11 protein-coding genes are annotated in these 12,498 nt (G+C 73.4%); 7 read left to right on the top strand and 4 right to left on the bottom strand.

The window, feature by feature from the left end:
• The first annotated feature begins 105 nt into the window (after window positions 1-105).
• The 6 genes from ABZ795_RS09805 to ABZ795_RS09780 all read left to right on the top strand — a co-directional run bounded on the left by ABZ795_RS09805 (window position 106) and on the right by ABZ795_RS09780 (window position 7,359).
• The gene (locus tag ABZ795_RS09805) at window positions 106-936 is read left to right on the top strand and encodes a patatin-like phospholipase family protein (protein WP_357529980.1); all 831 of its coding nucleotides are present in this window, start codon (window positions 106-108) and stop codon (window positions 934-936) included.
• Complete coding sequence (locus tag ABZ795_RS09800) at window positions 936-1,952, top strand: 1-acyl-sn-glycerol-3-phosphate acyltransferase (protein WP_327024252.1); 1,017 nt, start codon at window positions 936-938, stop codon at window positions 1,950-1,952. Before ABZ795_RS09805 ends, ABZ795_RS09800 begins: the two co-directional genes overlap by 1 nt.
• A gap of 9 nt (window positions 1,953-1,961) precedes the next feature.
• A complete protein-coding gene (gene cutA, locus ABZ795_RS09795; RefSeq protein ID WP_327024253.1) occupies window positions 1,962-2,282 on the top strand; it encodes a divalent-cation tolerance protein CutA in 321 nt (106 codons plus the stop codon).
• 47 nt (window positions 2,283-2,329) lie between these two features.
• Window positions 2,330-5,851 (top strand): hypothetical protein, encoded by a 3,522-nt coding sequence (locus ABZ795_RS09790; RefSeq protein WP_357529979.1) that lies wholly within the window; start codon window positions 2,330-2,332, stop codon window positions 5,849-5,851.
• Between the two features lie 69 nt (window positions 5,852-5,920).
• A complete protein-coding gene (locus tag ABZ795_RS09785; RefSeq protein WP_327024255.1) occupies window positions 5,921-6,214 on the top strand; it encodes a 4a-hydroxytetrahydrobiopterin dehydratase in 294 nt (97 codons plus the stop codon).
• Window positions 6,211-7,359, top strand: a complete 1,149-nt coding sequence (locus tag ABZ795_RS09780; RefSeq protein ID WP_327024256.1) for an FHA domain-containing protein — start codon at window positions 6,211-6,213, stop codon at window positions 7,357-7,359. The genes ABZ795_RS09785 and ABZ795_RS09780 overlap by 4 nt, the downstream gene beginning before the upstream one ends.
• Window positions 7,360-7,415: 56 nt before the next feature.
• Here ABZ795_RS09780 and rocD read toward each other — a convergent pair whose 3' ends face one another.
• The 4 genes from rocD to ABZ795_RS09760 all read right to left on the bottom strand — a co-directional run bounded on the left by rocD (window position 7,416) and on the right by ABZ795_RS09760 (window position 11,485).
• Window positions 7,416-8,630 (bottom strand): ornithine--oxo-acid transaminase, encoded by a 1,215-nt coding sequence (gene rocD, locus ABZ795_RS09775; RefSeq protein ID WP_357529978.1) that lies wholly within the window; start codon window positions 8,628-8,630, stop codon window positions 7,416-7,418.
• Complete coding sequence (gene ddaH / locus ABZ795_RS09770; RefSeq protein ID WP_357530022.1) at window positions 8,627-9,442, bottom strand: dimethylargininase; 816 nt, start codon at window positions 9,440-9,442, stop codon at window positions 8,627-8,629. Before ddaH ends, rocD begins: the two co-directional genes overlap by 4 nt.
• A 350-nt stretch (window positions 9,443-9,792) precedes the next feature.
• The gene (locus ABZ795_RS09765; RefSeq protein ID WP_357529977.1) at window positions 9,793-10,635 is read right to left on the bottom strand and encodes a UbiA family prenyltransferase; all 843 of its coding nucleotides are present in this window, start codon (window positions 10,633-10,635) and stop codon (window positions 9,793-9,795) included.
• 160 nt (window positions 10,636-10,795) lie between these two features.
• On the bottom strand, window positions 10,796-11,485 hold the full coding sequence (locus ABZ795_RS09760; protein WP_327024259.1) for an SDR family NAD(P)-dependent oxidoreductase: 690 nt from the start codon (window positions 11,483-11,485) through the stop codon (window positions 10,796-10,798).
• Between the two features lie 185 nt (window positions 11,486-11,670).
• Here ABZ795_RS09760 and ABZ795_RS09755 point away from each other — a divergent pair, with 185 nt between their 5' ends.
• On the top strand, window positions 11,671-12,477 hold the full coding sequence (locus ABZ795_RS09755; RefSeq protein WP_357529976.1) for a DNA-formamidopyrimidine glycosylase family protein: 807 nt from the start codon (window positions 11,671-11,673) through the stop codon (window positions 12,475-12,477).
• Window positions 12,478-12,498 lie beyond the last annotated feature (21 nt).

Genomic DNA, 12,498 nt, shown 5'->3' with positions numbered 1-12,498 from the left:
TATCAGGTTGCGCGAATGTTCCCGCCCTGTCAACGGGCGCGGACCGGCACCGCCTGGCGTACCAGGGTGAATGGGTAGCGGCGCGGGCGTGCCAGGATGAAGGGCATGGGGCGGGGACCGGTGGCGTTCGTGCTCGGCGGCGGGGGAGTGCTCGGCGCGGTCGAGGTGGGCATGTTGCGTGCGCTGTTCCGGGCGCGGATCCGCCCGGACCTGGTGCTGGGCACCTCGATCGGGGCGGTCAACGGCGCCCTGGTGGCCGCCGACCCCACCGAGGCGGTCACCGACCGGCTGGTCCGGCTCTGGGCCTCACCGGAGGCCAGCGAGGTGTACGGCGACTCGGTGGCCCGACAGCTGCGTCGCTTCGCGGCCCGTACCCACCTGCACTCGCCCCGCCCCTTGCGCAAGCTGCTGGAGAGCGAGCTGGGTGCGGAGACCACCTTCGCCGACCTGAAGATCCCCTTCCGCTGCTGCGCGGCGAACATCGAGCGGGCCGCCGAGCACTGGTTCGTCAGCGGTCTGGTGGTGCCGGCCGTGCTCGCCTCGGCCTCCGTGCCGGGGCTGCTGCCGCCGGCCCGCATCGGCGACCAGCACTATGTCGACGGTGGAATCGTCAACTCGATCCCGATCGGGGAGGCGGTAGCGGCGGGCGCCACCCGCATCTTCGTACTCCAGGTGGGTCGGATCGAGCGGGCCCTGACCCCGCCCCGGCGACCCTGGGAGATCGCCCAGGTGGCGTTCGAGATCGCCCGCCGACACCGGTTCGCCCGGGAGATGGCCGCCCTGCCCGAGGGGGTGGAGGTGCACGTGCTGCCGACCGGCGGCCTGGAGCCGCGCGACGACACCCCCTGGGCCTACCGGGACATGGCAGCGGTGGGTCGGCGGATCAGTCGCGCCTACGCGGCCTCCCGGCACTACCTGGCGAACCTGGACCGCTGATGCCGCTTCCGCCCAGGTGGCTGCGTCGGTTGGTGCTGGCGCCCGGCCTGGTGCTGCTGGCCGTGCTGCTGGTGGTCACGGTGCCCCTCTGGGCCCTGCTGGCCCTGGTCGCCTCGCCGTTCGTACCCGGACGGTTGCGTCCGCTGCGACTGCTCTGGCTGGGCCTGCTCTACCTGCTCTGGGACGCGGCCGCGCTGATCTGCCTGTTCGCCCTCTGGGTGGCGGCCGGGTTCGGCACCCGGGTGCACACCCCGGCCTTCCAGCGTGCCCACTACGTGTTGGCGGGCTGGTTCCTGCGGGTGTTCTTCTGGCAGGCCCGGTGGACGCTGCGGCTGAACATCGAGGTGGTCGGCACCGACCCGGACACCGCCCTGCCGGGCCGTCCGGAGCTGGTGGTCAGTCGGCACGCCGGGCCGGGTGACTCGTTCATCCTGATCCACGCCCTGGTGAACTGGTTCCAGCGGGAGCCACGGATCGTCCTCAAGGACACCCTCCAGTGGGATCCGGCGATCGACGTGCTGCTCAACCGGCTGCCGAGTCGCTTCATCGCACCCGGCCGCGACGGTCGGGGGTCGGTCAGCGAGCAGGTCGGGCACCTGGCCACCGGGCTGGACGACGACGACGCCTTCGTGATCTTCCCCGAGGGGGGCAACTTCACCCCCAGACGCCGGGTGCGGGCCATCGAGCGGCTGCGGGACCTGGGGCACCATCGGATGGCGCGCAAGGCCGAGGCCATGCGGCACGTACTCGCCCCGCAGCCCGGTGGACTGCTGGCGGCACTGGACGCCGCCCCGGACGCCGGGGTGATCTTCGTGGCGCACACCGGTCTGGACAAGATGCTCACGGTCGCCGACGTGTGGCGGGAACTGCCGATGGACAAGCAACTGCTGATGCGGTTCTGGTCGGTGCCGCCGGAGGAGATCCCGAGCGAGCGGCAGCAACGCATCGACTGGTTGTACGACTGGTGGAGTCGAATTGACGAGTGGGTCGCCGCGAACCGCGACGGCGCCGCGTAGGGTTCGTGGATGGACCAGATCAGCGTGGTGACGACCGTGGTCGACGCGCGTTCGGTCGCGGACCTGTTGGCCGCCGCCGCCGTGGCCGGACGGCTGGCGGCCTGCGCGCAGGTGGGCGGCCAGGTGGAGAGCACCTACTGGTGGCGGGGCGGGGTGGAGACGAGCACCGAATGGTCGGTGCAGTTCAAGACCGCGCCGGACCGGGCCGGCGCCCTGGTGGAGCAGATCCGGGCCAGCCATCCGTACGAGGTGCCGGAAATTCTGGTCAGTCAGGTGGACTGCGGCAACCCCGAGTACGCCGCCTGGGTGTACGAGCACAGCCGCCCCTGAGTACCTGGGCTCTGGTGCACCCGGCCAGGTAGGTCAAAGATGGCTGCGTGACTGCCTACCCCTGCCCGGCGTGCGGCGCGTCGGCGAACCTCACCTCGGGTTGTTCCGGCTGCGGCCGGCCGCCCTACCCGGCCGCCGCCGAGGTGATCCGGCTGGACCAGGAGATCGTCCAACTCGGTACCCAGACCCAGCGGGCCCGGGCGGCGTACGAGGAGCTCAGCGGTCGGCTGGTGGTGGCCCAACGGCGCCGCTCCGAGCTGGCCGCCGCGATCCGCACCGAGTTCCCGGTCATGGCTGTGGCCCGGGCAGGTACGCCGGTCACCCACCCCGGTGCCGAATCGGCGGCTCCGCACGCCGTGGTGCCGGTACCGGACGCCGTGACGCCGGTCGGGCCCCTCGGGTGGCCCGGCATGAGCCCGATCGACCCGGCGGCAACCGTCCCGGGTGGGGCGGAGGCCTCGACCCGGACCATGCAGGGGCTGCTGTTCACCCTCGGTGGACTACTGCTGGGCACCGCGGTGACGGTGTTCACGGCGGTGGCCTGGGCCTCCGTGGGGGTCTCCGGTCGGGCCCTGATCCTGCTGGCCCTGACCATGCTGCTGCTCGCCGTGCCGCTGGTGGCGCGCTGGCGTGGGCTGCGGGGCACCGCGGAGACCTTCGCCGCCGTCGGGCTCCTGCTGGTGGTGCTCGACGGGTACGCCGCCTGGTCGGTGGACCTGGGCGGGGTGACCGACTGGCCGGGCAGCATGTACGCCGCCCTGGTGGCGGCAGTCACCGCGGCCCTGGCCGCCGGGTACGCCCGGCTGAGCCGGCTGACCGTGCCCTGGTTCGCCGCCCTGCTGGCGGTGCAGCCGGTGCTGCCGTTGGTGACCGCCGAGGCCCGGCCGGGTACGGCCGCCCTGTCGGTGGTCTTCCTCGGGGTGGCCCTGATCAACCTGGCGGTGGTGGTCACCCTGCGGCACCGCAGCGGTGAGGTCGCGGGCGAGGGGGCCACGACGAACTCGCCGATGCGGATCGCCGGCCAGGTGGTCGCCGGGGTCGGGTACCTCGTGGCGCTGCTGCTGGCCGCGAGCGCCGCGCTGATGACCCTGCAGTCCGGCGAGGCCGGTGGGCTGGCGGTGCTGGCCGGGGTGCCGATGCTGCTGGTGGCGCTGACCCTGTTCGGTACGGCCCTGCTGCTCGGCGGGTCGACCCCGCGGGCGGTGACGGCCGGTCTCCTGGTGCCGGCCCTGGCCCTGGCCCTGATCCGCCCGGTCGCGGAGCTGCGGGAGTCGGTGCTGTTGGTGGTGTCGGCACTGGTGGTGGCGGCGCTGGCCGGTGCGGTGCGGCTGCTTCCGGTGGATTGGCGGCCCGGTCCCCGCATCGGTGCCATCGTGGTGGCTGTCGTAGCGACGCTGTTCACCGGGCTGTGGGTGCTGATGCGGGCCGGTTCCACCGTGGTCCGGTCGTTGCCACCCTGGGAGGGAGCCGATGCCGGGCCGGTCTTCGCCTGGGGCTGGCAGTTGCCGGTGGCGGTGGCGTTGAGTGCGGGGACCCTGGCCTGGCTGCTGCCCCGGGCCTTCCGGTCGACGGTCGTGGCGATCGGTGTCGCCGCCACCGTGCTCGCCCTGCCGACGGCCTGGGCGACGCCCTGGCCGGCCGTGGTCGCCCTCGACCTGGTGGTCGCCGTGGCGATGCTGGTCGCCGTGCTGGTCCGTCCGGTGGGCGGAGCGACGGTGGCTGCCACCGCCTCGGCGGCGGCCGGGCTGCTCGGGCACGGGCTGCTGGTCGGCCTGGCCGCCCCGGCCGGGGCCGGTGCGGCCTGTGCGGTGGTGCTGCTGGCCGGTCTGGGGGTGGCCGCCGTGGGTCGCCGGGGCAGCTCCGCGCACCGGGTGGTGGCCGGGTGCGCCCTGCTGGCGGCGGTGCTCGTGGTGCCGGCCGGCGCGGCGATCGCGCTGATCGGCGCGGGTGCGCCGCCCTGGTGGCAGTCCCGGGCGACCCTGGCCGCCCTGGCCCTGCCGGCGGTCGCCCTGGTCCTCTTCCGTGGACGCTGGACCGATCTGCGGGGGTACGCCACCACCGGTCTGGCCCTGGCGGCGACCCTGACCGCTCTCGGGTCGATCGTCGTACCGGCCGAGGAGCCCCTGTCCTTCTATGCGGCGGGAGGGGCGCTGCTGCTGGCGGTGGCCGGATTCCGGTCCCGTCACTCGGTCCCGTTGTGGGTGGCCGGTCTGGGCCTGACCGCCGTGGCGGTCCTGGCCGCCCTCCCGGTCTCCCTGAAGGCGCTGGTGACCCCGTACGGGCCGCCGCCCGCGGTCTGGTCCGGTGCGCCCGAGGTGCGGGCGGTGGCGGGTGCGGTGCCGGTCGGCCTGGCCCTGGTGCTGTTGGCCCTGGCGGCGGTGTTGGTGACCTGGCCGAACGGCCGGGCCGGGCGGTGGCGTCGCGCCGCCACCGTGCTGCCCTTCCTGGCCTTCGCCGGGACGGTGCTGCTGGTGGCCGCCGGTGCACCCTGGCCGGCGGTGCCGACCACCGGGCTGGTCGTCGGGGTGGTGCTGCTGCTGATCGTGGCGGTGCGGCCGGTCGGGGCCACCTTCGCCGGGGTGGGTGTGCCGGTGGGACTGGTGCTGATCGGGGCCGGACTGCTCAACCTTCAGGCCACCCGGGCCGGGACCCTGTCCGGGCTGGGGCTGCTGGCGGTGGCGGCGACCGTGGCCGCAGCGAGCGCCCGACGCTTCACGATGCGGATGGCCGGTTGGCTGATCGCGGTGGCCTCGACGACCGGTTTCGCGATCACCGCCCCGCTGGCCGCCGGGCAGCCGCTGCGGGTGGCGGCCTTCGCGGTGCTGGGGGTGGCCGCCGTCGCCCTGGCGCTGGCCGCGATCGTGCCGGCCCGCGCCGCCGCAGGCGGGCCGGCCGGGCAGGTGGCCCTGCTGGGCCGCAGCCTGGACGCCGCCGCCCAGACGGTGGCGCTGATCGCCCTCCTGCTCACCAGCGGTGCCGCCCGGCACGCCGCCACGCTCTGCGTGCTCTGGGCCCTGGTGGTCGGGCTGCGGCTGCTGCGTCGGGACGAGTCGAGGGCCCTGCGGTGGGGCTTCGCCACGATTTCCGGCGGCAGCGTGCTGCTGGCCAGTTGGCTGCTGCTGGCGGCCGGTGGGGTGACCCTGCTGGAGGCGTACACGGTGCCGCTGGCACTGCTGGCGCTCGCTGCGGGTGCGGTGGCGTTGCGTACCCGACCGGGGTTGACCAGTTGGTTGGCGCTCGGCCCCGGCCTGGCCGCGATGCTGCTGCCCACCCTGGTCACGGTGCTGTTCGGCCCGGACCCGCAGCCCTGGCGGCGGCTGCTGCTGGGCGCCGCCGCCCTGGCGGTCACCCTGCTGGGGGCGGTCCGGCGCTGGCAGGCCCCGGTGGTGCTCGGCGGGTTGACCCTGGCCGTGCTGGCCCTGCACGAGCTGGTGCGCAGTTGGGACCTGCTGCCCCGGTTTGTATACCTCGGCGTGGCCGGGCTGGCCCTGATCGCGCTGGCGACCACCTACGAGCGCCGCCGTCGTGACCTGATGCGCCTGCGGGCCACGGTGGGCCGGATGAGCTGAGGAGGGGCGCTCACCGGTCGATGCTTGCTGCCCGGCGTCGTGGGCGAGGTCAGCGGTAGGGTCGGGCCCATGGCAGAGGTGCTCACCGCTGAGGCGGTACGAGACGAGCTGGGTCAGCTCGCGGGCTGGTCGTACGACTCCACCGGGATCACCCGCACCGTGGAGCTGGCCGGTTTCCCGGACGCCATCGGGCTGGTCGACCGGGTCGCCGTGACGGCCGAGGAGCTGGACCATCACCCGGACATCGACATCCGCTGGCGTACGGTCACCTTCCGCTGCGTGACCCATTCGGCCGGCGGGGTCACCGGGCGGGACATCGAGTTGGCTCGGCGGATCGACGAGATCGTGGGAGGGCCCCGATGAGGTTCGAGATCAGCAAGGTGCTGGACGCCATCGAGGGACGGGTCTGCACCGATCCGCAGCTGGTCCGCGCGGTGGTCGATCTGGCCGAGATCATCCGGTATCAGGACCTGGATGGTGGCCGCCCGGCCAACACCCTGCGCCTCGGCATGGTCATCGACGCCCTGGCGCGCAGCCTGGAGGAGGACACCGTCCCGGTCTACGCGGTGGTGCACCGGGGGGTGCTCTCCGACGCCGACCTGACCTCCAACGAGCGGATGGTGGTGCGTCGCTGGGCCGACGACGGCCTGGTCGAGGTCCTGGACAACCCCGGTGACCGGATGCTGGAGGTGGCCGACCTGCTGGGCCTACCGGTGCTCAGCCGGGTGCGCTTCGACGGCCTGCGCGGGCGGTTCCCGTGGCTGGCCGAGCAGCCCGGTCGGGTGGTGGCCCCGGTACCGGGGGCCGGCGGGCCGGTCTTCATCGCCCATGTCGGTGGCGGCCACACCCCGGCGGCCGGGCCACCCGCCCCGTTCGCGGCGCAACTGCTCGCGCGGCAGTGGCGCTGCTCCGAGTCCGGGTGCAACCTGTTCGGCGGTGGGGGCGGCGGCGGGGCCTTCGCCGACCTGGCCCGGGTGGACCGCGCCCCGGCCGGTCAGCCGCCGCCGTCGCTGCGCAACGGCGTACCGACCTGCCCCCGGCACGGCGCCCGACTGCGGGACGCCGGTCCCCGCCCCCGCAGCGAGGTCCTGGCGGTACGGGTCGGTGGGCTGATCCGACGCCGGTTCGTCCTGACCGAGGAGCAGCCGGTGCTGGTCGGCCGGGCCCCGGAGGGCACCGGCGGCATCACCCTCGGGCAGTGGCTCAACGACGAGGCCCGCCGCTGGATCAGCCGCAGCCACCTGCGGTTGGAGCTGCGCGGCGACGAGGTGGTGGTCACCGACGTGAGCACCAACGGCTCCGGCATCCGCCCGACCGCCTCGATGGCGGAGGCGGACCGTATCCCGCTGGCCCCGCAACAGTCCCGGGTGCTGGCCAACGGGGACATGGTGGAGCTGTACCCGGGGGTGCAGCTGGGTCGCCCGGCCGAACTGCCGGCGGGTGCGCCGTACAACCCCGACTCGGTGATGTCCGAGGCCCCGACGATGGCGATGCGCCTGCCCCGCTGAGACGCCCCGACGCGGGTGGGGCCGGGACCTGGCACCCACCCCGTCGGTTCGGCTGCTCAGCCCGCCAGGACGGCCGCCAACTGGGCGAGGGCGTGGTCGATCTCCTCGGCGGTGATGGTCAACGGCGGGGCCAGCCGGATGGTCGAGCCGTGGGTGTCCTTGGCCAGTACCCCGCGTTCCATCAGCCGCTCACAGGCCTCCCGGCCGCTCATCAGCGCCGGATCGATGTCCAACCCGGCCCACAGACCCCGGCCGCGTACGGCGACCAGGCCCTTGCCGATCAGGGCGCGCAACCCGGCGTGCAGCCGCTCGCCCAGCTCGGTCGAGCGGCGCTGGAACTCGCCGGTGGCCAGGAGCCGGACCACCTCGGTGGCCACCGCGCAGGCCAGCGGGTTGCCGCCGAAGGTGGAGCCGTGCTGGCCCGGCTGGAGCACCCCGAGCACCTCGGCGTCGGCCGCCACCGCGGAGACCGGCACGATGCCCCCGCCGAGGGCCTTGCCCAGCAGGTACATGTCCGGCACGACCCCCTCCTGCTGGCAGGCGAAGGTGGCCCCGGTACGCCCCAGACCCGACTGGATCTCGTCGGCGATGAACAGCACGTTGCGCTCCGTGCAGAGCTGCCGCACCCCGGGCAGGTAGCCGTTCGGGGGCACCACCACACCCTGCTCGCCCTGGATCGGTTCCAGCAGCACCGCCACGGTGGTCTCGTCGACCGCCTCGGCCAGCGCGGTCAGGTCGCCGTACGGGACGATCTTGAAACCCGGGGTGTACGGCCCGAAGTCGGCGCGGGCGTCGTCATCGGTGGAGAAGCTCACGATGGTGGTCGTACGCCCGTGGAAGTTGCCCTCCGCGACCACGATGGTGGCCTGACCGGCCGGTACCCCCTTGACCTGGTAGCCCCACTTGCGGGCCACCTTGATCCCGGTCTCCACGGCCTCGGCCCCGGTGTTCATCGGCAGCACCAGGTCCTTGCCGCACAGGGCGGCCAGTTCCCGGCAGAAGTCGGCGAACTGGTCGTGGATGAAGGCCCGGCTGGTCAGGGTCAGCTTGTCGAGCTGGGCGTGGGCGGCGGCGATCAGGGCCGGGTGGCGGTGACCGAAGTTCAACGCCGAGTAGCCGGCCAGGCAGTCCAGGTAGCGCCGGCCGTCCACGTCGGTGACCCAGGCACCCTCGGCGGAGGCGATCACCACCGGCAGGGGGTGGTAGTTGTGCGCGGTGTGGCGCTGCGCCTCCTGCACCGCGGCCGGGGTCCGCAGCATGTCCTCGATCATCGGCTCGCCTTTCCCTGACGCAGTCGCAACGTGCAGCACTTCGGTCCACCGCCGGCCTTGCGCAGCTCGGACAGGTCGACCCCGATGGTCTGGTAGCCCCGGTCCCGCAGCTTGGCGGCCAGGCCGGTGGCCTGCACGGGCAGCACCACATGCCGGCCGTCGCTGACCGCGTTGAGGCCGAGCACCTCGGCGTCGGCCATGGTGGCGTGCAGCGCGTCCGGGAAGAGTCGACGCAGCACCGCCTGGCTGCCGGGGGAGAAGGCCTCCGGCAGGTACGCCAGGGTCTGCTCGTCGAGCACGGTCAGCGCGGTGTCCAGGTGGTAGAAGCGGGGGTCGACCAACTGGAGGGTGATCACCGGGTAGCCGAAGACCTCCTGCAACTGGGCGTGGGAGGCGTGCGCGGTACGGAATCCGGTGCCGGCCAGCAGGTGGTCACCGGCCAGCAGGATGTCGCCCTCACCCTCGTTGACGTGCTTCGGGTCGTACATCTCGAAGCCGGCCTCCTCGAACCAGGCGCGGTAGGCGGGGGCCTCGTCGGCGCGCTGCGGGTCGCGGAACTGCACCGCCATGGCCTTGCCGTCGATCACGGTGCCGCCGTTGGCGGCGAAGACCATGTCCGGCAGGCCGGGCAGCGGGGTGATCTCCTCGACGGTGTGGCCCAGATCCCGGTAGATCTGCCGCAGCTGTTCCCACTGCCGGATGGCCAGGTCGGTGTCGACCGGGGCGGTCGGGTCCATCCAGGGGTTGATCGCGTAATCGACGGCGAAGTACGTCGGCCGGCACATCAGAAGGTGCTGGCGGGTGGCGTCCATCGTCATTGTCCTGCTCCCAGGGTCTCCGCGCGCCCTGGCCACGGTCGGCCCACGGGCTGGCGCGTGGTTCAACGCTATGCGGCCCCGACTCGCAGGATCCACCGCGAAGCATTGCGATGAACGACTGTTCGTTGCGTGTGGTGGAGTTCCGGCGGCGGATCGTTGCGTCGGCCCGCTGGTCCCGCCGGCGGCGGGCGGAACCGGGGCCTGAACAGCGATCAGGGGCGGCGAAGTCGCCGCCCCTGACGAGGAGTGCGCCCGGCTGGTGAACCACCAGAACTGGTCGGGCTGTGGCCGGTAACTCGCCGGCCGGGCGCCGGTGCACCACCGGCGGGCCGAAATGTGCCCCACTAGAAGCGATCGGCAAACTGTGAATCAAGCCACTCGCGGAAGCGTGCCACCAGGTCACCGTCGGTGCTCGGCCAGTCGTACATGCCGGTCATCGCCAGCACCCCGACGACCACCGCACCGAGGCCGAAGGCGATCCCCAGCAGGGCGTCGGACTTGCCGGCGATGTGCCGCCGCCGGGTGCTGATCATCCCTAGGACGGCGAGGATCGCGCCGATCGCGCCCAGGGCGATGCCGTAGCCGGCGAGGGTGCCGGTGAGCACGAACCCCAGCCCGGCCAGCCCGACCACCAGGCCGAAGGTGGCCAGCAGACTGGCCCGGGGCCGCGGCCCGACGGGGGCCGGCGGGGCATCCGGTGCCGACTCCCGGTCGGCGGTGCGGACCGGCCCGACGCCGTCGCGGTCCCGCTCGGTCTCGCGGGTGGTGTCCGGCGCGAGGGTGGTGTCCGAGGCGGCCACGGCGGGGGCCGCGGTGGCGGCGCGCGGGGCGGACCGGTCCGGGGTGGTGTTCTGGTCCAGGTCCGACCGGACGGCCGGTGGGGCGTTGCGGGCCCGACGGGAACCGTCGACCCCGGATCGGGCGGTGGCGGCCCGGGCGGCGGCCGCCCGTTCGTTGGGGGTGCGGTCCGCAGCAGCGGACCCCCGCGCCGCATCAGCGCCAGGCTCCGACCCGTCGGCGCGGACGTCCCTGCTCCGGGTGTCGGCCGTCCGGCTCTCCGTGCGGCTCTCCGGGCTCCTGGTGTCGGTGTCCCGGGTGTCGGTGGCGACCGCGCCGCCCTGGTCGGTGTCCTCCTCGACCGTCGAGGGCGCGGGCTCCGTACGGCGCGACAGCGAAGGAAATCTCATGGCTGTACCTCCTGACAGGTGCGTGCGGGGTGCCGCGAGCCCCAGGAGTCGCCATCACCCACGCCTGATGTCCTCGGAGGTACCCAGCCATCCCGCTGCCGACACTCCCGTGCCCGGCAGTGCTCCTGACCAGCGGCTTTCCGCCCCAGCGCCGCCCCGGTCAGCGAGGGCGGGTGAAGGTGGCCAGCGCCGAGGTGAGCAGGGCCATCCGGCGAGGTCGGGAGACCAGGACGGGCCGGGTGCGTACGCACCGGACCAGGATCTCCACCGCCCGGTCGACCGAGATCATCAGGGGGCGTACCGGGCCCTTGGCCATCTTGGTGTCCACGAACCCGAACCGGACCGTGGTCACACTCACCCCCCGGTCACGCAGGGGCCGGGACAACCCCAGGAGGTACGACGACAGACCGGCCTTGCTTCCGGCGTAGCCGGGAGATCCGCTGGAGACCATCCGGTCGGCCAGGCTGGAGATCCCGATGAAGTGCCCCTCGCCGGCATCGATCATCCGGGGCACGACAGTGGCCACGGTGCGTACCGCACCCAACAGGTTCACCTCGAAGGTGTGGGTCTGCGCGGGCAGGTCGGCCAGGTCGATCGGCTCCCCGACCCCGGCGGCGTACACGCACAGGTCCACCCCGCCCAGTTCGTCGATCGCCTTGGCCAGCACCTCGGGGTAGTCCGACGCGGTCACGTCGACGGTGTGGTGGGTGTACGTGGGGACGTTTATGACGTTGTCCCGGCGGGACAGTCCGGCCACCCGCCACCCGTCGGCCAGCAGCCGCCGGGTGAAGGCCAACCCGATGCCGTCGCTGTTGCCGACCAGTACCGCACGGCGCACCCGATCCGTCATGTCCACCGTCCTCGTTGCCGCTGACCCACTGCTCAGAATGCCGTCGGCCCGACCGGCAATTGAACCAGACAGCCCGGCCGAATCGTTACCGTTCGGTAGTCGGATCCGGCCCCGCTGCGCCAACTCCCGGGCTCCGGGTGCCGGGCCCGATCCGAGTGAGGTTCCGCTGGCTACGCTTGGCAACCGTGCCAGAGGGACACACCATTCATCGCCTGGCGGCCCGGCACGCCGAGCTGTTCGCCGGGGACAAGGTCCTCGCCGCCAGCCCGCAGGGCCGGTTCGCCGAGGGAGCCGCCCTGCTCTCCGGCAGCGTGCTGGAGGGCACCGAGGCGTACGGCAAGCACCTGCTGCACCACTACACCGGTGAGCGGATCCTGCACGTGCACCTGGGCCTGTACGGCAAGGTGACCGACGGTGCGGGTGAGCCGCCGGAGCCGGTGGGGCAGATCCGACTCAGGTTGACCAGTGACCGGCACTGGTTCGACCTGCGCGGGCCGACCGCCTGCGAACTGCTGACCCCACCCGAGGCGGCGACCTTACGCGCCCGCCTGGGCCCCGACCCGCTGCGCCCCGACGCCGACCCCCAGCGGGGGTACGACCGGATCTCCCGCAGCTCGACCCCCCTGGCGGCACTGCTGCTGAATCAGGCCGTGGTGGCCGGCACCGGGCTGATCTTCGTGACGGAGGCCCTGTTCCGGGCCGGACTGCCGCCCACCCTGCCCGGCCGGGCGTTGACCCGCCCCGACTGGGCGGCCCTCTGGGCCGACCTGGTGGAGCTGATGAGGCCGGCGGTGACCACCGGCCGGATCGACACCGTCCGGGCCGAGCACCTGCCCGAGGCGATGGGCCGCCCGGCCCGGGTGGACCGGCACGGGGGAGAGGTGTACGTCTACCGCCGCCCCGGCCAGCCCTGCCACATCTGCGCCACTCCGATCAGCCGAGGCACCATCGCCGCCCGCAACCTCTACTGGTGCCCCCGCTGCCAGCGGTGAGGAAGGGCGCCATCAGCGCCG

It is taken from the genome of Micromonospora sp. NPDC047134, assembly GCF_040643455.1.
Lineage (GTDB): Bacteria > Actinomycetota > Actinomycetes > Mycobacteriales > Micromonosporaceae > Micromonospora.
Note: the sequence above shows the minus strand (reverse complement) of the source record. Positions and strands in the feature narration are given on the sequence as shown.

What these genes read in the sequence shown, in the direction of transcription:
- ABZ795_RS09805 (WP_357529980.1), top strand. Translation starts at nt 106, where the DNA reads ATGGGGCGGGGACCGGTGGCGTTCGTGCTCGGCGGCGGGGGAGTGCTC.
- ABZ795_RS09800 (WP_327024252.1), top strand. Translation starts at nt 936, where the DNA reads ATGCCGCTTCCGCCCAGGTGGCTGCGTCGGTTGGTGCTGGCGCCCGGC.
- cutA (WP_327024253.1), top strand. Translation starts at nt 1,962, where the DNA reads ATGGACCAGATCAGCGTGGTGACGACCGTGGTCGACGCGCGTTCGGTC.
- ABZ795_RS09785 (WP_327024255.1), top strand. Translation starts at nt 5,921, where the DNA reads ATGGCAGAGGTGCTCACCGCTGAGGCGGTACGAGACGAGCTGGGTCAG.
- ABZ795_RS09780 (WP_327024256.1), top strand. Translation starts at nt 6,211, where the DNA reads ATGAGGTTCGAGATCAGCAAGGTGCTGGACGCCATCGAGGGACGGGTC.
- rocD (WP_357529978.1), bottom strand. Translation starts at nt 8,630, where the DNA reads ATGATCGAGGACATGCTGCGGACCCCGGCCGCGGTGCAGGAGGCGCAG.
- ddaH (WP_357530022.1), bottom strand. Translation starts at nt 9,442, where the DNA reads ATGGACGCCACCCGCCAGCACCTTCTGATGTGCCGGCCGACGTACTTC.
- ABZ795_RS09765 (WP_357529977.1), bottom strand. Translation starts at nt 10,635, where the DNA reads ATGAGATTTCCTTCGCTGTCGCGCCGTACGGAGCCCGCGCCCTCGACG.
- ABZ795_RS09760 (WP_327024259.1), bottom strand. Translation starts at nt 11,485, where the DNA reads ATGACGGATCGGGTGCGCCGTGCGGTACTGGTCGGCAACAGCGACGGC.